This window comes from uncultured Methanobrevibacter sp., assembly GCF_900314615.1.
Taxonomy (GTDB): domain Archaea; phylum Methanobacteriota; class Methanobacteria; order Methanobacteriales; family Methanobacteriaceae; genus Methanocatella.
In genome coordinates this window covers 67,227-89,158 of the sequence record NZ_OMWA01000005.1, presented here as the reverse complement: position 1 = coordinate 89,158, position 21,932 = coordinate 67,227, and the positions used below count along the sequence as shown (strand labels likewise).

The 21,932-nt window shown below is 36.1% G+C and carries 3 protein-coding genes (1 of these 3 only partly in view); 2 read left to right on the top strand and 1 reads right to left on the bottom strand.

Going from position 1 to position 21,932, the window contains the following annotated elements; all coding sequences use genetic code 11:
- Positions 1-111: 111 nt before the first annotated feature.
- Complete coding sequence (locus QZN33_RS02435; protein WP_296789228.1) at positions 112-16,053, top strand: Ig-like domain repeat protein; 15,942 nt, start codon at positions 112-114, stop codon at positions 16,051-16,053.
- A 467-nt stretch (positions 16,054-16,520) separates the two neighbouring features.
- Here the strand turns inward: QZN33_RS02435 and QZN33_RS02430 are convergent, their stop codons facing one another.
- On the bottom strand, positions 16,521-16,694 hold the full coding sequence (locus tag QZN33_RS02430) for a hypothetical protein (protein WP_296789227.1): 174 nt from the start codon (positions 16,692-16,694) through the stop codon (positions 16,521-16,523).
- A gap of 280 nt (positions 16,695-16,974) precedes the next feature.
- On the opposite strand from QZN33_RS02430, the gene QZN33_RS02425 reads away from it, so the two are divergent.
- A protein-coding gene (locus QZN33_RS02425; RefSeq protein WP_296789223.1) for an Ig-like domain repeat protein crosses the window boundary here: on the top strand, positions 16,975-21,932 show its 5' portion. The gene runs 21,850 nt beyond the window's last position; only the first 4,958 of its 26,808 coding nucleotides appear in the window; it begins with the start codon at positions 16,975-16,977; its stop codon lies beyond the right edge, outside the window.

The following is a 21,932-nucleotide window of genomic DNA, read 5'->3' as shown; positions in this document are numbered from 1 at the left end:
TTTTTTAAAATAGTAATACTTATATAATTTCTTTTTCTAAAATACATATCAACTTTCGAAAAATAATTGGTGTAAAATAAATATTACATCGATTAATGGAGAGATGAATGTATGAATAAACGAGAGATTTTAATAATATGCTTATTATTATGTATTATTTGCTCAATATCTGCAGTTTCAGCTGCCGATGTTCATGCGGATGATACAAATAAGACATTGGCGACTTCCGATGAGGAAGTTGTTGGAGCAAGTAATGATTTATCACTCAGCTCGATATCTGGAGAAGATATTTTAAAGACGGGTGGAGGATCATTTACGCAGTTGAATGAAAAAATAAATGGGGATAATTCAGCTACAATCGATTTGAAAATGAATTATACTTATACGTCTAGTGATTCCGCTTATGTTAATGGAATAAGCTTTACAAAGGCAATAACAATAGACGGACATGGATATACAATTGACGGAAACAATCTGGCAAGAATATTTGCAATTGGTTATGATGGCCATGACCATTCAGGTACAGCAGGTGCAGTTGTATTAAAGAATATCATATTTGCAAATGCTTACAGTAATTCAGGTAATCAGAATCAAGGTTTTGGTGCTGTAGAGTTTTATGGTGTGAAGCCTGGATCCACACTGCTGATTCAAAACTGTACCTTTTTAAACAATAAGGCACCTACCGCTGCAGCATTGTCACTAGGATACAGTTATGATAATATTGTTAACATAACAAACTGTACTTTTGACGGCAATACTGCAACTTCTTTGGGCGGTGGAGCTATAAGACTTAGAAATAATGTTGCCAATTTAAAAATTACAAATTCCGTATTTAAGAATAATAAAGCTTCATCCTCTGATGGTGGGGCAATTCATATTTCAAGTAGTGGTGCGGGTACTTTAATAAAAAATTGTACTTTCACTTCAAATGAAGCATATACATTAGCCGGGGCAATATCCTGTTCAGTTGATGAATTAACTGTTGATAACTGTTCTTTTACCTCAAATTCTGCTACCAATTTAGGTCGTGCTGGAGCTATTTATATAACCGGTAAAAAAGCATTAATAAACAATTCAAGATTCACAGATAATTCTGCAACATACAACTCTAATGTTTATGGTGGTGGAGCTATTGAAGTAGGTAGTGCTTCTGTAAATTCAGTAATAAATAACTGTACTTTTATAGGAAATCATGCCCAAAAAGGTCATGGCGGTGCTATCACTTCTCAAAATTCAGTAAATCTAACAATAAATAATTCAAAATTTGAAAGTAATTATGCAGGTAGTGGTGGAGCATTGTTCTTTGAAAGTCCAACTGATTTGATGATGTTTAACAATACTTTTAAAAGCAATTATGTTGTTGGCCAATTCGGTGGAGCAATCCATTTCAATACTAAAACTACAAATGTACATTTATTAAATTCTTCCTTTATCTCAAACCATGCTACCTATGGAAGCAACGGTCGTGGTGGAGCTATCCGTTTTGACAGTGGAAATGATAATTCATTTAACTATTTCTACATCTACAATGTAGACTTTATTGATAATCATGCGCTACAGGAAGGAGGAGCATTTTCACACAACCAGAGAGGAAAATATTTCTACTTTGAAAATTGTACTTTTATTAACTGTACCACAACTGCAACAAAATCCGATGTCTGGGGTGGAGGTATGTATTTCAATGCTATCGATAGTAAATTGAAAAATATCACTTTCATCAACTGTTCCTCACAGAAAGGAGGTTCATTAGCTATCAAATGGTCTACCAATACCATATTTGAGAACATTACTATTATCAATTCCAGTGCAGGATTAGTAGGTGGTGCTGTTGCGGTATGGGACAGTAATTCTGTATTTGCCAATGCAACCATTATTAATTCCTCAGCAGAGGGTAATGGTGGTGCCATATACTGGGGTTACATGTATGGAAGTTCCCGTCCTACCGGCGGTAATATGTATAATGTAACTATTATAAATTCCACTTCCTCTGCTAATGGTGGTGCCATATACTGGCTTGAAAGTCGGGGTACTTTAAGGTTAATCAATATCATTAATGCATCTGCTCAGAATGGTGGTGGGATGTATATATCAGGCGAAAATATTGACATATATGATTCCAATATCACCAACTCCACCTCTACATATGATGGTGGTGCATTGTATTTCAATACCAATTATCATAAAGTAACCAACTGTACTTTCGAAGGGTGTAATGCTACAAGATATGGTGGTGCCGTTTATGTGGGAAGTTATATTTACATATACTTCTATGATTCAACATTCAATGACTCTTATGCATATAATGGGGGAGCTTTCTATTATGCAGGTTCTGTAGGTACTATTGTATCAATTCATAATTCCACTTTCACCAATAATATAGCATCTCATAATGGTGGTGCAATATACTATGTTGTTGTTGATGATACAGGTAGTGATGATACAGTAATATATAGGGATTATAATAATTTTGATGATGAAGGTGACATTAGTGCAGGCAGAACTACACTTACTATGAAAAGTAGTGCAGGTTCTACTTATGTAAAAAGGATTGATGACTGTTACTTTAAGGGTAATGAAGATTATATATTGGCAATGACTGCTAGCAGTGCTACCGATACTGTACTTGGTACTGTAATAGTGTCCCGTCCAAAAGATCCAAACGGTCATGATTTCACACTTGTCATTAATATCACTAAAGATGATGCGTTAGTCACACAGATAATATTGGATTCATATCAGGATTATGTAGATTATTTCAGAACCGCAGGATTTGTTGTAAGTACCAGGGTAAATTTAACACGTGACACTGAATATAATGTGACTGTAGGTTTTGAAGATAGTGCTTATCTCTACAAAGAAGCCAAATCCAGCTTTAGAACTGCCGATACCTTTGAAAGAGGGGATTTCAAAATTCTTCAGCGTTTAATCGATGAAGCTATTAGCGGCAATAAAACCGTTAATCTGACAAGAGATTATATTTTCACAGCAGTGGAAGATTGGGGAGGTAAAGTCCAAGATCCGGATGACTGGTGTATGAATATCACCGATACAATTACAATTAATGGTAATGGATACAGTATCGATGCGTTAGCATATGCAAGAATATTTAATATTACCGGAGAGAATGTAATTATAAATGATGTAAGGCTTATTAACGGTAATACCAGTGGAATTTACAATGACAACATTGTGCATACTGGAAAAACTAAAGCATATGGTGACGGTATCCAGAAAGGTGGAGCTATATTCTGGGCCGGTAAAAACGGTGTAATAAATAACTCTGTTGTTTCAAATAATTTTGCAGAATACGGTGGAGGAATATACTTCAATTCAACTGCTACAGACTGTAATGTCACCAATAACATATTCTCAACTAACAATGCTACTAAAAACGGTGGTGCTATAGAGTGTAACGCTTCAAACATGCGTCTTTACAACACTACATTCCAATTGAACCGTGCTGAAAACGGAGCTGCTTTATGTAGGGAAGCTAGTGCTACCAATGGTTCCGGCAGAAACAATACATTCATCTCAAATCATGCTACAATTGCCGGTGCGGCACTTGCTTGGATGAAAGCAGAAAACATCTACATTGACACTTATAAATTCAAAGATAACACTGCAGAATTCAGTGGTGGTGCAATCTATGTAGGTATTGGAAGTACCAACTGTACAGTTTTCAATTCCACATTCGTAGGAAACAATGTAACCAGTCTGAGTGAAGGACATGGTGGTGCTATTGAATGGTACGCAGACACCGGTAGAATCTTAAACTCAACATTCACAAACAACAATGCTTATACTGGTGGTGCAATATATGTTGGAAAAGACCCTAACAAAGATGATGCAGGACACATTAACATCACTAATTCCGGATTCATAGGCAATAATGCCATCACTTTAGGTGGAGCTATTGACTTGGTAGCATCTTCCGTAGCAGTAAATAACAGTTATTTCAGGGAAAATACAGCTGAAAACGGTGGTGCAATATTTGCAGGAGGAACCGGTGACAACAACTATGTCTATTCAGCAGTGTTCATGTACAACAATGCTACAGTTCGTGGTGGTGCTGTGAATTGGAATTCGACTGCTGGCCGTATAGAGAAATCCAATTTTACAGGAAACCTTGCTGAGCACGGTGGAGCAGTATACATTGGAGGATCATCTCCAAACAGTAGGATTGAAAATGTAATATTCAAGCAGAACAACGCTACCAGAAACGGTGGTGCTATTGACTGGAACGCAACAGGAGGTCAGCTTTACAACACCCAATTCATTTCAAACTATGCGGGAGAATACGGTGCTGCATTATGCAGGGAATCCGGTGCTACTGGGGGATCAGGTAAAAACAACACATTCAAATACAATCATGCAGATATTGCCGGTGCGGCTCTTGCATGGTTAAACGTAACAGGAATCCATATCAATGACTACAAGTTCTACTACAACACTGCAAATGCAAGCGGTGCAGCAATATTTATAGGTAATGGAAGTGACAACTCTGGTATTAACGGTTCAGTGTTTGTTGGAAACAACATTACTAATGAAACAGGGGGTCATGGAGGAGCTATTGATATAGTTGCAGACAATACAAACGTTACAAACTCAAACTTCACCAACAACAATGCATTCTATGGTGGTGCAATATTTGTAGGTAGTAAATCAGGTAATACTCATATTGCAGATACAACATTTAGAGATAACACTGCAGAAGTGGATGGTGGAGCTATTAACCTTCAGGCATCCGGTGTAACATTAAACGGCACTAAATTCGTATGGAATGTTGCTCATCGCAATGGTGGTGGTATCTATGTTGGTGGTGTAGGTACAACCAATAAGATTTATAATTCAAATTTCACATCCAATGTTGCATACAATAATGGTGGAGCTGTCTATTGGAGAGCATATGCTGGTCATATAGAATACACTAACTTCACTTTAAATTCAGCTATCAATGGTGGTGCAATATACCTTAACGGTGTTTCAAACAATACCAACATTACTCATGCAATCTTCACAGACAACAATGCTCTTGGAAACGGTGGTGCAATAGACTGTAACTCAACTAAAATGAACCTTACATATACATTGTTCGAATCCAACTATGCAGGTGCATACGGTGCAGCATTATGTAGGGAACAGGGCGCTACAAACGGTTCAGGTCATCACAATGAATTCAAATATAATCATGCAGGAATTGCAGGTGCTGCTCTTGCATGGTTGAACGTGAAAAATATCACTATTGATTACTATAATTTCACAGGAAACTATGCCGATGAGATGGGTGGTGCTATTTATGCCAGTGTCGGCAGTGACAATTTCACAATAAATCACTGTAACTTTAAGGATAACAATGTAACCAATGCCGCTGCAGGTCATGGTGGTGCTATTGACATCGATTCAGACAATAACAAAATCATAAACTCCAATTTCACAAACAACAATGCATATGATGGGGGAGCAATTCATGTAGGCAGTGCTTCAGGCCACACAAACATTACAGATGTAACATTCAAAAAGAACAATGCCTTCCATGATGGTGGTGCAATTAACTTGGAAGCATCCGGTGTCAGATTAAATAAAACTAAATTCTACAACAACACAGCAGGAAACAACGGGGGTGCTGTTTATGTAGGTGGTGTAGGTACTACTAATGTGGTCTTTGATTCTGACTTTGAAAGCAATAAGGCAGGAAACCGTGGTGGAGCTGTTGACTGGCTTGCACAGAAAGGTGAAATCAAATACACTAATTTCACTGATAATGAAGCAGTATACGGTGGTGCTTTATATCTGAACGGTGCATCAAGTGGAAGTGAACTTTCACACCTGATATTTAAAGACAACTTTGCTTCCAAAAATGGTGGGGCAATTGATTGTAATGCAACTTTAGTAAACCTTACACATACCAAATTCGTTACAAACACAGCTGAGTTTGGTGCAGCATTATGCAGAGAAAAAGGCGCTACCGGAGGATTCGGTGAAAACAACACATTCGTTAAAAACCATGCAACCAAATCAGGTGCGGCACTTGCATGGTTAGGTGTAAGTAATATTCACATTAACAATTACACATTCACAAACAACACTGCAGACTATAGTGGTGGAGCAATCTATGTAGGTCCTGGAAGTGACAATTGTATTGTGGATAACTGTTCTTTCGATGAAAACTATATTTCAAATGCTATTGAAGGCCGTGGTGGAGCCATTGACTGGATTGGAAACAATGGTACTGTAATGAACACAACATTCAATAAATGTATCTCCATAAATGCCGGTGCAATATATGTTGATGATAAATCAGACAACATGACAATTAAAAATGTCTCATTCACTGAATGTAACTCCCTAACCAATGGTGGAGCACTTGTTTTAAGAGGGAATAATGTAACAATTCTTGATTCAAACTTCACTTCATGCTCTGCTAGAGATTGCGGTGGTGCAATAGCAGGATTCACCTCTGATAATGCCAACATTACAAATATTCATTTCAAATATAATGTTGTTGGAATTCGTATCGATCCACAGGGTGTTCCTTATGGTGAAGGCGGTGCAATATACTGGGAAAACTCTAAAAACATCACAGTAAAAGATTCAAGTTTCGAATCCAACGAAGCACACTTGTCAGGTGGATCAATTTCCGCTGATAACTGTAATGATTCATTGATCTATAATATTATAACTCATGATGAAACTGCATTTAGAAACGGAGGATCCATTGCATGGGTTAACTCTGATAATGTAACAATTAATAAAGCCACTTTCAACGATTCAGGTGCTAACTATAAAGGAGGAACACTTTACCTGTCCAATATTAATGCAACAGTTAAAAATTCATTAATCAACTACACATGGGCATCATGGGACCGTGGTGGTGGAATGTATGTCGATGGAAATGTCACAATCGATACTGTAAAATTCAATGACACTCATGTGGATGAGGATAATGCCTCTGCAATATATTTCAACTCAGGAATATCAAGAGTCATCAATTCCACATTCACCAATTCATTCAATTCAATTGGAATTGCAAAAGGTGCTAATGTAACTTTAACTCGTAATAATCTTACAGCAGATGACCCAAACAAATCCCTTCCATATTTAGAGGACAACTCTACTTTAGGAGTGGAAAAAACAAAATATTCCATTTGGAACGACGGTGACTTGTATCTGGAGAGAAATAACTTTGATTATCTGATATTCAACAACGGAATAATCCACACACAAACCTACATGGACATTTTGGCAAATGATACATGGAATGTAACCTGGAATTCAACATTCACATTCTTTGCCAACATTACTGATGACAACAACAATTCAATCATTTCAGTTAAAAATCTGAAAACATGGAACAATGAGAGTATGGGAGGATATTTCAACATGTCCTATAATCAGTTCAAGACAAACACATATTATCAGGCCAATTTCATAATTTATGGAAGCGACATTGGACTGGCTAAATGTACAAACAGATCAGGTACAATAAACGTTAAAATGCCTATCAAAATTGAACTGACACATACTGGTGACCCTGATGGTGATAGAGTTGTAATTACTGCTACAATAACTCCTAAATATACAAGCAATTACACACTTTCAGGTAAAGTCCACTTTAAGATGGGAACTGCAGAATATGATGCTGATGTTTTAAATGGCGTTGCAAAATGGTTAGTTGCCACAGCTGAATGGAATTTAAATAATCTTGCTGAAGGAACCCATAAGGTAACTGCAACATATGATGAGGATGACCATCATTTGGGAGCTCAAAATGAAACTTCATTTTTAACCAACTTGCGTAACTCTTGGTTAATAGTTCATATTAACAGTGTTGCCTATGGGGAAAATGCAACAGTAACCATAACTACAAACTCCAACGGAACAGTCAGATTCAATTTACATGGTAAAGATAAAATAATTGTAGTTCCTACAATCAAAAAAGGTGAAAATTACGTAGGTGAATTTAATTTAACAAAAGAAAACTATACTACAGTCGGAATACACTCTGCAGGTGTAGTGCTTGAAGCAAATGAATACTATGCGTTTAATATGAATCAAACTTCATTTGAAATATATTGCTTAAACACTACCATTCATGCAACTCCAACAACTTCAATTAAAGTGGGCCAAGTTGAAACAATTACAGTTCAGCTTAATGAATCCGCAAGAGGATTTGTTGAATTATCATTAAGTAATGGTGATTCATATTATCAAAAAGTGAACTCCACGGGTGGAGCTCAGTTCAATATTGTAGGACTTCCTAATGGAACATATAGGGGAACTGTAACCTATCTTGGTGATGACATATTTAATGGAAACCACACTGATATTTTATTCATTGTCAGTGAAACCGATGATTATAATATTACAGTAAAAGTTAATAATGTAAAACTTGGTGGAAATGCTACTATTTACGTAGTCTTGCCTATGGGTGTTAGTGAAAATTTAACAGTTTATGTAAATAATACAAAATATGAAAATGTCACTGTCAATAATGGATTGGCTATTTTAAATGTAAACAATACGGTTCTAAACGCTCCTGGACAATATGTGGTCAATGTAACATATCCTGGAGACAGTGTTTATGCATTGAACTACAATAATGGAACTAAATTCAATGTTCTAGCAACTGATGACTGGACATTAAAACTAAATGTTGAAGCACATCAATACGGTCAAAACACAATATTTACAGTCACATTGCCAATTGATGTTGAAGGCAAAAAACTAAATCTGACAATAGATGGCCTAAACCACACAGTCACAATAAATGATGATGGTGTCGGTACTTTGACATTGAACAATATTTCAGGTGGCCTTCACACAGTAACTGCAAACTACACTGGTGACAGCAGGTATGTGACAAAAACAAATTCAACAAACTTCCTTGTTGAAAAAGCAGCATCAACCACAACTATAACTCAGGATGTGAATGGTGATGTAAAAGCTACTGTCACTACAAATGCAACCGGAACAGTAACATTCTTTGTAAACGGAAGAAACTACACAGTTGATCTTGTAAATAATGTTGCTTTATTGGATAAGAATAACTTAACAATTGGAAACAATTCAATTGTAGCAATCTATAATGGAGACATCAACTTCACTTCATCAAAAGGCTTCAAAAACATTACAATTGCTAAAAACACAGCTTTGGTAAATGCATCTGCAACTAATGAAACTTACGGCGTTCCAACTGAGATAACCGTTAAAGTTCCTAAAGCGCAAACAGGATATGTAACAATCACAGTAAACGATACTCTTGTGAATGTAACTGTTAAAATCGTAAATGGTGAAGCTAAATTCAATGCAACAGGTTTAGGAGTCGGCAAATACATTGTAAATGTAACCTATTTGGGTGATGAAACTTATGATGTGGCTACAAATCACACTTACTTCAACATTACAAAGAATAGTAATCTGGTCGTTGATGTAATTGGTCAAAATGTCACTGTCAAAGAAAATCCAAGCTTTGTGGTCAATATAACTGATGACTTTAGTGGAAAAGTTAACATTACCATTGGTGGTGTAAGCTATTATGACGATGATGTAAAATCATTAATTGGCATTGATAAATTGCCTGCTGGAACTTACATGGCTAATGCAACATTCTATGGTGATAGCAATTACGGTAATAAGTCTGTTGAAGTTGAATTCAAAGTCTCAAGAGTAACTCCAACCATTAATGTCACTATTGATGATGTAACTTACCCAACCAAATCAATAGCTGTCGTTAATGTATCTGATTATGCAAATGGTACAATTAACATTACTGTTGACGGAAAAGTATTCAACGGAACAGTTACAAACGGTGTTGCTACAATTGACTTGAAAGGATTATCTGCAGGCGTAAAAGATGCTTTAGTTAACTTCACAGCTTCAGATGATGACAAATATAACTTTAATGCAACAGAAAATGTAAAATTCCACATTGTCAAAGCAAAATCAACAATTGTAATTACTCAGGAAAACCAGAATGTAATCGCAACCGTTACTCCTGGAGCAACCGGAAATGTAACATTCTACATCAACGGTAAAAAATACTCAAAAGAAGTAGACAACGGTAGGGCAATATTGGAAAATGTGCTCTTAAATGGAAACAACACTGTTGTTGCAATCTACAGCGGTGATGCAAACTTCACAAGTGCTTTCAATGCAACAAACAATACGGTTGGCCTTAAAGATGCTTTAGTAAATGTCTCTGCAACTACTGTTGTCTATGGAAATGATTCTGTAATTACTGTTAAAGTTCCTAAAGTCCAAAAAGGATATGTAAGAGTCGTAGTTAACGGAACAGACATTGATGTTGTTCTGGAAATTAAAGACGGAATTGCTACATTCAACGCAACTGACTTGAAAGCGGGAAGATATAAAGTAAATGTGACTTACTTAGGTGATGGAACTTACGGAATTAAAGAAAACTCCACATACTTCAATATTTCCAAAGCAAACTTAACAGCTTCAGTAATTGCTCAAAACGTAACAGTTAACGAAAACATTTCATTTATCGTATCAGTATTGAATGACTTTAATGGAAATGTGAGCATTGAAGTTGACGGTAAAATATATAATGGAACTGTAAAAACATTTATTGAAATGGAACAACTCTTAAAAGGTGCTAAACAGGCTACAGTAACATTCTATGGTGATAATAATTATAACATTAAAGTTATCGAGCCAACATTCACAGTTTCAGCTGTTGAACCTACTATAAATGTAACAATAACAGATACAACTTATCCAAACAATGCTACAGCTACTGTTAAAGTATCCGGAAAAGCTAATGGAACCATTGAAATTAAAGTAGGAGATAAAACCTACACTAAAGAAATTACCAATGGTTTGACTGTAATTGAATTGGATGGATTAAATGCAGGTCTTAAAGAGGCTAATGTAACATTCACAAGCAGTGATGACTACAACTTAAATGCAAATGCGTCCTATAAATTCTTCATCAAAAAAGCACAATCACACATTGAAATCAATGTAACTCCTAGCGGATTATCTGCTGGTGGTGATGCAAAAATCAATATTACTGTGTCCTGTACAGGTAAACCTGTTGTATATATTGATGATCAAATAATAAACGATAAAGAATTGGAAAACAATAGAATAATCATTGATAAAACAAAATTAACTGTTGGAAAACACACTGTTGTAGTATACTATCCTGGAGATAACAATTACGAAAGCTCATCTGAATCATACACATTCACTGTAGATAAACACGAAGCTATGGTAAATGTGACTGTTAAAGACACTCCATACAATGAAATGGCTCAAATTACAGTGGAAGTTCCTATTGCTCAAACAGGTTATGTAACAATAACAGTTGCTAATAAAAACTACACTACAAAAATCGATAAAGGAGTCGCAGTATTCAATGTAACTGGATTGGATGTTGATAAATACACTGTAAATGTGACCTATGAAGGTGATGAAAACTACACTGTTCAAACAAACGACACTACATTCAATGTAACTCAAATCAACTTAAAACCAACAGTTTTAGCAGTTAACGTAACTGATGCGATGAACTCAACATTTATAATTGTTGTTCCGAATGACTACAAAGGACAAGTAACAATCACTGTCGACGGTGAAACATACTCTGGTAATGTAAATTCAATCATTCAAATGGGTAAACTCACAGTCGGTGAAAAAGAAGCTCATGTAGTATTTGCAGACGATAAAAACTACAAAGGCACAGAATTGGATGTAACATTCAATGTGACCAAGGCAGAAAAACAATTGCCTGTAACTACAGTTGTAAACAGCACAACAGTAGTTGTAACAGTGCCTGAAAACGTAACTGGAAACGTTACTGTTGTTCTTCCAAACGGAACAAACAAGACCGTAATAATTGACAATGGTAGTGTAACAATCACTCTTGAAAACATGACTCCTGGCGTCAATAACATTACTGTAATCTACACTGATGGCAACAATACAGTTACAACAAATGCTACAATAACTGTTCCAAAATACGACACTCAGATGAATGTAACAGTAACTGAAGCTAAAGCTGGTGGCAATGCAACTGTAACTGTCGAAGTTCCAATCAATGCAACTGGCACAATAATTGTAACTCTCGACGGTAAAACATACACAACAGATAACATTACAGGCGGAAAAGCTATCATAACTATTGAAAACCTAACTGCCGGAGACAAGACACTGATAGTAGAATACAGTGGAGATTCAAACTACTCTGCTAATTATACCTTATCTAACTTCACAGTATCTCCTGGAAAAGTTGAACCTGACATGAATGTGGTTGATTTAGGAAATGGTACTGTGGTAATTGTTGTTGGTGATAATGCTACTGGTAATGTTACTGTTAAAGTGGGAGATAATATTTATAATGCTACTGTGATTAACGGTACTGCTATTGTTAATATTAATAATGAAACTCCTGGTATTCATGACATCGAAGTAATCTATTCAGGTGATGGTAATCATACTAATGCTACTGCAAATGCCACTGTCACTACTCCTAAATATGATTCAGATGTGGATGTAACAGTAACTGAACTTGAAAATGGTACTGTTGTTGTTAATGTGGAAGTTCCAACTAATGCAACTGGTAATGTAACAGTAAATGTAGGTGGTAAGGAATATGTCACAGAAGTCAAAGAGGATGGTAAAGCAACAGTATATGTAGATAACATAGCTCCTGGAAACCACACTGTTGCGGTTGAGTATTCAGGTGATGACAATTACTCAGGCAATTACACCATTTCAAACTTCACAAAAGAAGCAGGCAAATCAGATGTTGAACCTGTTGTAATTGATCAGGGCAATGGAACTGTGGTAATTGTTGTTGGTGATAATGCTACTGGTAATGTTACTGTTAAAGTTGGAAACAATACTTACAACGCTACTGTAATCAATGGAACTGCAATTGTAAACATTGGCAATGAAACTCCTGGAGTTCATGAAGTTGAGGTAATCTACTCCGGTGACGATACTCATACCAATGCAACTGAAACAGCCAATATCACAGCTCCTAAGTATGATACTGGTATTAATGTTACTGTTGGCGAAGCTAAAGAAGGTGAACCGTTCACAATAACTGTTGAAGTGCCTCAAAACGCTACTGGTGATGTCATTGTTAATGTCGGTGGTCAAAACTACACTGGAACTATTGAAAACGGTAAAGCTGTTGTAACTGTTGAAAATGTATCTGCAGGCAATCATACTATTGCTGTGGAATATATTGGAGATGATAACTATAACGGCAATTATTCAGTTTCAAAGGTAACTGTTGAACCTGCTAAGGTCACTCCGGATGTAAGAGTCATTGATCAAGGTAACGGAACTGTTGTGGTTGTTGTAGGTGACAACGCTACCGGTAACGTAACCATTAAGGTTGGAGACAAGGAATACAATGCTACTGTTGTTAACGGCACTGCTGTCGTTACTTTAGATAACATTACTCCAGGCGAGCAAAACATTACAGTTGTTTACTCAGGTGATGATACTCACAATGCTACAACTGCTAACGCTACAGTAGTCGGACCTAAATATGATGCTCCTGTTGATGTAAATGTCACAAAAGACGGTCAGACAGCTACAATCACTGTAACTGTTCCTGAAAATGCTACAGGTAATGTGACTGTAACTATCGACGGTCATGAATATCCTGGCACTATTGAAAACGGTAAGGCTGTTGTAACTGTTGATAATTTAACACCTGGTGACAAGACAGTAATTGTAGAATATTCAGGTGATGATAATTATGCATCTAACTACACAATTTCAAACTTCACAATTGACCAGCCTAAGGTAGATTCTGATGTAAAAGTCATTGATCAAGGTAACGGAACAATTGTAGTTGTAGTAGGCGACAACGCTACAGGTAATGTGACTGTAACTGTTGACGGTCAGAACTACACTGCTGAAGTAATAAACGGCACTGCTGTTGTAACTTTAGACAATGTAACTCCTGGAACTCATGACATTGAAGTAATCTATTCAGGTGATGACACACACAGCAACGCAACTGCAAATGCAACAATTGACGTTTCAAAACGCTCAACTCCAATAAGCATTGATGTAGAAAACATTAAAGTTGGAGATAAGGCAGTAATCAAAGTAAATGTTGCCAAAGACTGTGATGGTAATGTCACAATCGAAATCGACGGTAAAAAATACACTGAAATAGTCACTGATGGTGTTGCAACATTTGAAATTGAAGGTCTTACTGCGGGCAACAAATCAGTATTTGCAGTCTATAATGGTGATGCAAAATATGAAGAAAACTACACATCTGAACAGTTTGATGTAGGTAAAGTTGATTCAAAACTAACAGTTTCAATCAAAGATATCCGTGTTGGTGAAAATATAACAATCACTGTAGAAGTTCCAAGTGATGCAACAGGCCAGGTACTGATAGACATTGATGGTGTGGGATACTATCTAAACGTCACTGACGGAAAAGGAACTGCTGAAATTCCACATTTAACCGCAGGCAGCTATAATGTAACATTAACCTACACAGGTGATGACAAATATCTCTCAAGTTCAAACGCTACCACTGTTAAAGTATCCAAACTTGAATCATTTGTTATTCCTATTGCTCACAATATCTATGTGGGTGAAAACGAAAACATTCGTCTCTTAGTTCCTTCAGATGCAACCGGAAACGTTACTGTAGTCATTGACGGTGAAGCATTCAACTTCAATTTAGACACAGGAGTTCTCGGCGCAGTCTACTCTGAAGGTGCAAAATATAATGTAGCTATAAGTGGAGGAAACGGGGAACTTGTAATATCCGGACTTCCTAAAGGGGAATATACAGTAAGCGTAATGTACAATGGAGATGAAAAATACCTGCCGGCAGTTAACACTACAATATTTACAGTATCCAAAGCAACAACTCCTATGGATGTGGTTGATCAGGGTAACGGAACCATTGTTGTAACTGTACCTGAAAATGCAACCGGAAACGTTACTGTAACTGTTGATAATGTTACATATACTTCTGAGGTAGTTGACGGCAAAGCTGTTATCACCCTGGAAAATACAACTCCTGGTAAACACGATATAACTGTTGAATATTCAGGTGACAATAATTATGCATCCAACTCTACACAGCTGGTTGCGGATATTCCAAAATACGCAACTCCAATAAGTGTTGAAGTTGAAGACATTAATGTCGGTGATGTTGAAATCGTCACAGTAACACTTCCTGAAAAAGCAACAGGTAAAGTGACAATTGAAATCAACGGTAAAGAATACACAACAGATGTTGAAAACGGAAAAGCAATATTTGAAGTTCCGGATCTTGCATTTGGAAATAAAACAGTTGCTGTAAAATACTCAGGTGACGATTCATACAATGACAACTACACTACCGGTCAGTTTGTTGTCTCAAAAGTCCCTTCAAGTATTTCTGCAGTCGGAAAGGATATTACTGTTGGAAAAGATGAGGTAATCACTGTAACTGTTCCGTCAGATGCAACAGGAAAAGTCCTGATTACCATTGACGGTGTAGGATATTACGGAGAAATTACAAACGGCAAAGCCAAGATAATAATTCCTGAACTTCCTGCAGGAAAATATTCCGCAACAGTAACATATGAAGGTGATGACAAATACCTGGAAAGTACTGCTCCAGTATCATTCACTGTCAATAAAGTTAAAGCTCCTGTTAGGGCTGAAGCTGATGACATCAATGAAGGTGAAGATGCAACTGTCATTGTTCATGTTCCAAGTGACGCTACAGGAACTGTAACCATTACAATTGACGGAAAACAGTACACTGCTGAAGTTGACAATGGTGTTGCAGTATTTGTAATTCCGGGTCTTACCCGAGGGGACCACAATATTGTGGCATTCTATTCAGGTGATGACAAGTATGATGCAAATGACAATATAACTGATATTGAAGTTTTATACTCTCAGCCTGATGTTCCGGACAATAACGGCAGTGAAGGTAAACATGCTGGTGCTGGTGTCATGCTGTCTGAGTATGCAACAGGTAATCCGATACTTGTATTGCTTTTATTGTTGATGATCGGTTCAACACAGATAAGAAGATTTAAAAAATAATCTTCTTTTTTTATTTTTTTTATATCTCGAAAATTTGGAGATGTTATTTTTCGCTATTTTTTCATTAGTTTCTTTGAAAATCTTTATTTTTTAATCGGAAAAAATCTATTAGATATTTTATTTGATAATTAAAATTTGAATTTTTAAAGGATATATCGGTTAAAAATAATCGATGTGTATCAAATTTCATATTGAAGAACTGAGAATTGCCCAAATTCAGTATTACTCCAATTCTTCAGAGTAATAATTTTTAATTTTCTTAAATTAAACTGTTTAAATTCAATTGTTTCTTTATTGTTTAGTTAATTTATTGTTATTTTTTCTATTGCTATCTAATTTCTTACTAATTTTTCTATTTTGGCATATTATTTTATGTTTATTTCAAATTTAATCTAATTTTTTTGTAAGTTTTATTTTACTTGTTTAACATTTGTTATATTTTTTATAATATTTTTTTAGTTTGTATATTATTGAACAATAATTTTAGAGCTTTTTTTAGTGGATTTTATTACTTTTCCGCCAGTTTTAATAACGGTTTCCATGTCAATTTTTTCCAGTATTTTGTCATAAAAACTGAATTTTGTATAGGTAATTTTAATTTTTATATTAGTTTTAAAATATTTTTCTAATTTTTTTATCATTGTATAAAATATTGATTTTTTAATAAAAAACATTTAATTTAGGTTTACCTAACTTTAAATTTTTTAATTTGTTCAGAGTTCTGTTGATAATTTTTTTATTTATGTTGTGTATAAAAATATAGTGTTTAATTTTTTTTATAAATCATGTTTATTTGTTTATTTATCATTGTTTTAATGTAAAGTATAACCTTTATATATAAGTATAATCTAAACTAAATATCACTATAGACTCTCCATGTTCTAGTATAATGGAACAAAAGTAAAATGGAGGGGGTGTATTATGAACAAAAAAGAGATATTAATAATATTACTTATAATATGTTGTATTTTCTCACTTCAGGCTGTTGCAGCTTCAAGTGATTCAAATACTGCGGATAGTACTGTTTTAACAGTACAAAGTAATGTCTCTGCATATTCACTTCCTAATTCTAACGATCAACTGCATGAGGGAAGTGTAAATGCAGACTCATTTTCACAATTGCAGACTGATATAAGTGTCGGAGGAACCGTCACTTTAAACAAGAACTATACTTATAACAGTAGTTCAGATTCCGGTTTAGTTAAAGGAATAACTATTCAGAAAACCGTGACTAAAATCGATGGTCAGGGTAAAGTAATAATAGATGGTAGTAACCTAGCGAGAGCATTCATTGTTCCGGAAGGACATACCATAACCTTAACTGGAATAACATTTATCAATTGTAAAGCTACCGTAATGCCAAATGGTATGCAAGCTGGACATGGAGGGGCAATATTTGCAAAAGGTGTAGTCAACATTGATAATTGTAAGTTCATTGACAATACTGCTACTAATGCTAATGGTGGTGCTGTATTCATAAATGGTATTGGAAGCACAATTAACAATTCATACTTTGAAGGTAACCGTGCTATAAAGAACCCTAATAATATGCAAACAGGTGTTGGAGGTTCAGTATTCCTGAATGGTTCCAGTGTTACTATAAGTCATTCTACTTTTATTAAGAATATGGCTGGTATGAATGGAGGTGCTATTGGTAGTAGTGGTAATCGTATTACTAATGTTAATATCTTAAATTGTACAATAAATAATAATACTGCTAATGGTTCCGCAGGTGGAGTTGGTATGCAAAGTAGTAATTTCCACATATCTGATTCTACCTTTAAATATAATGAAGCAAAAGGTTTATTCACCGCTTTTCCTGGTAATGGTGGTGCATTAGTAATGAGAGGTTGGGATAGTTATGCATATAACTGTACTTTCATTAACAATACTGCTAAACAACATGGTGGTGCAGTATTCTTAACTAATACCACTTATAATCCTCTTAATAATAATACAGGTTTTGTACTTTCTACATTCATTAACAATACTGCCGGTTCTAATGGTGGTGCTGTTGACTGGTCTGCAGGTGCTACTCATGGTTACATTAGAGATAGCACATTTGTCAATAACACTGCTAAACGTAGTGGTGGTGCAGTACATTGGAGTGGTCATTATGGTACTGTAACTAATTCTACATTTACTAACAATAATGCTACTGGTGAGGTCACTAGTGTAATTGGTGGTATCCTTGGTGGTGGAGATGGTGGTGCTATCGTATGGGTAGGTAGTCATGGTATTATTAATGGTAATTCTACTTTCACCAATAACCATGCTAATGTACGTGGTGGTGCTATATTCTTACATGGTAACTCCACTGAAAATTGTACTAACTTAACTATAGACAGTTCTACCTTTAATGATAACGTTGCTGGTATTAATGGTGGTGCTGTAGATTTCAATAGAGGTGCTCATGATGGTGTTATTAGTAACTCTACTTTCAATAATAATATAGCAAACAGGTCTGCAGGTGCTGTATTCTGGTTTGGTACTAATGGTACTATTGAAGATTCCAACTTTACCAATAATAAAGCTTTAGGTCTTGTACAGTATAACGACTCTTATGGTAATTTAACCTATGGTGGTTATGGTGGTGCTGTAATGTGGACTGGTTCCAATGGTACTGCTATTAACTGTAGGTTTGAAGATAACTATGCTCAATATAATGCTGCTACTAATTCAGGAGGTCGTGGTGGAGCTGTTTATCTGCAAGGTAGTGATGAAGGTAACGGTACCAACACCACATTTGATGGCTGTGTATTTATTAATAATACTGCAGGTACAAATGGTGGTGCTATAGACTGGCACGAAGGTGCAAGTGATGGTAATATTCTTAATTCTGTATTTAAAAATAATACTGCTTATGCAAATGGTGGTGCAGTATACTGGAGAGGTCACAATGGTGAAATTATAGGTTCCAATTTCACAAACAATACTGCTAAAGGTACACACACCGGATCATATGGTAACTTAGGTGATGGTGGTGCAATATTCTGGGCAGGTATTAATGGTACTGTTGAAAATTCCAGATTCATTGCTAATAATGCTCAGTTGAATAATGCTACTTATCATGTTGGTGGCCGTGGAGGTGCAGTATACCTCGAACGATGTGACCACGGAAACAAAAACACAACCTTCAAGAATGTGTACTTTAAAGATAATGTCGCAGGTACCAACGGTGGTGCTATAGACTGGCACGATGGTGCAGAAGACGGTTTAGTTGATAACGGAACATTCATAAACAACACTGCTAGACGTAATGGTGGTGCAATCTTCTGGCACGGACACAATGGTACAATCAAACATTCCAGATTTAACAATAATAGAGCAACTGGTACAGCACACTTATATCCTATTAAAGTAGACATGGGTACTATCATAGAAGTTAAAACAAACGGCGATTTAGTTTTAGGAAATATTAATATCATTCAAGGTAGTGATTTACCTAGTGTTGCTCCTACATCAAGTGATGCAAATAAGTTATTTACTCTTAACTATACAGATGGTAAAAATTCAAATGGTGATACCATTCATATATTTAAATTATATGTTGCTCATGAAACTTCTCCTAATGTTTGGGAATGGTTGAAATTAGATGAAACTAATGTCACTATTGACACAATTTCTCCTGTGGACTGGACTATAGACCAGTTCTTCGGAGGTGATGGAGGTACCATCCTTTGGAGTGGAGATTTAGGTGATGTAATCAATTGTACATTTGAAAACTCTAATTCCGCTCGTCGTGGTGGTGGAGCATACATGACAGGAAGTGATAATGTAACCTATGAAAATTGTACCTTTACCAAATGTACTTCTGGTACTAATGGTGGTGGAGTTGACTGGTTGGCAGGTGCTAACTATGGTAAAATCTACAACTGTATTTTCAATGAAACTAGAGCTGCTCGTTCTGCTGGTGCTATCTACTACGATGGTTGGTATGGTGAGATGAAAAACATCACAATTATCAATACCAAGTCATGGGGAGGATCATTAAATGAAAGTGATGATAAATTAGTTAAATATGCTGGCTGGGATTCCAGTCACTGGGATACCAATACTACTGGTGGTGATGCTGGGGCAATTATGGTCACCGGTAACCATGAATACTTGTACAATGTGACCTTCATTAATTGTACTGCTACAGGTCGTGGAGGAGCTGTGTTCTTGCAGGATAACAAAAATGTAACATTTGACTTATGTGTATTTACAAATAACACTGCTTTAGGTACTGCAAACAATACCTGGAATGATGATAAAAACTTAAGCAGCGGTAAAAATTCTTTCTTATCAGGTAATGGTGGTGCTATCGGATTTGATAACGGTGCTACTTTAGGTATTATCAAAAACTCCAGATTCATCAACAACACTGCTCAACGTATGGGTGGAGCAATCAGTTTTGCTAAAGGTTCATCCAATGCTACCATTATTAACTCCACATTTGACAATAACACTGCTAAACGTAATGGTGGAGCTATATCTATTGATGGTATAAATGCGAGATTTGACTATTGTAATTTCACAAACAACGCTGCAACTGCAGAAGATATTGATACAAGTGTATTTAATTTACACAGTTTAAGCCAAATTAAGAATGTAACCACTACCAATAAAATAATAAATGAAACTGCACTGCCTACTGCAGGTGCAGATACTATGGATTATTTATATGTTATTGTGCAAATGGATGGAAATAAGAAGATAAGTTACACCATGGCAATAACTGTTAAAAATGGCCAAAATTATAGATGGTCACTGCTTAAAAGCACTACTGGAACTGGTCCGTCCCCTGTTGATTGGGGAACTGATGAATACTTCTGCGGTGACGGTGGAACAATCTTCTGGAGGGGGGACAATGGTACTGTAGATCATTCCATATTCATTGATTCCAACTCTAATCGTCGTGGTGGTGGAGCATACATGACCGGAAGTGACAACATTACATTCTCCAATTCCAAGTTCATTAACTGTACTTCAGGTACCAACGGTGGAGGTCTTGACTGGTTGGCAGGTGCAAACTATGGTAGTGTAATTAACTGTACATTCCTTAATACCCGTGCGGCACGTTCAGCCGGTGCAATCTACTATGACGGTGATTATGGTAGAATGATAAACATTACTGTTATCAATGCTACCAACAATGGTGGTGCATTAAAACAAAGTACATACGGTAGAACTACTGTTAAATATGCTGGTTGGGATGCAAGTCACTGGGATACTAATACTACTGGTGGTGACGCTGGTGCGATTATGTTTACAGGTGATCACGAATACATTTACAATGCTACTTTCATTAACTGTACTTCAGTTGGTCGTGGAGGAGCAGTGTTCCTGCAAGATAATCATAATGTAACATTTGACTTATGTAAATTTGAAAATAACCGTGCATTAGGTATTGCAAACAACACATGGTCCAACTACAAATCAAACCGTAACGATTCAGTAAATTCAACTAAAATAGATTACAAACTTACAGGTCATGGTGGTGCAGTTGCATTTGATGTTGGTGCATCAGAATGTGATATTACTAATTCAGTATTTATTAACAACTATGCCCGTCGTGACGGTGGTGCAATCAACTTTGCAACCGGTTCTCTAAACAATACAGTTGAATATTCTAATTTCACAAATAACTCCTGTGGAGATGACGGTGGAGCAATCAACTGGGAAGGTGACTTAGGTCATGTTATCCATATTATATGTTACAACAACACTGCTGTTGCATACAACGATGAAGTAACCGGTGCATCCACATCAAAAGGTGGTATAATTTGTCTTACCGGTGACAATGTAACTATTGCAAATTCCAAATTCGAACTTGGTGCAGTATTATTTAAAGCGGGAAAATTAAATGAAACCGATGGTGGAGCATTATTTGTAAC

Excerpts from the sequence above, each read along its gene's own strand:
- QZN33_RS02435 (WP_296789228.1), top strand. The coding sequence starts at position 112 with ATGAATAAACGAGAGATTTTAATAATATGCTTATTATTATGTATTATT.
- QZN33_RS02430 (WP_296789227.1), bottom strand. The coding sequence starts at position 16,694 with ATGATAAAAAAATTAGAAAAATATTTTAAAACTAATATAAAAATTAAA.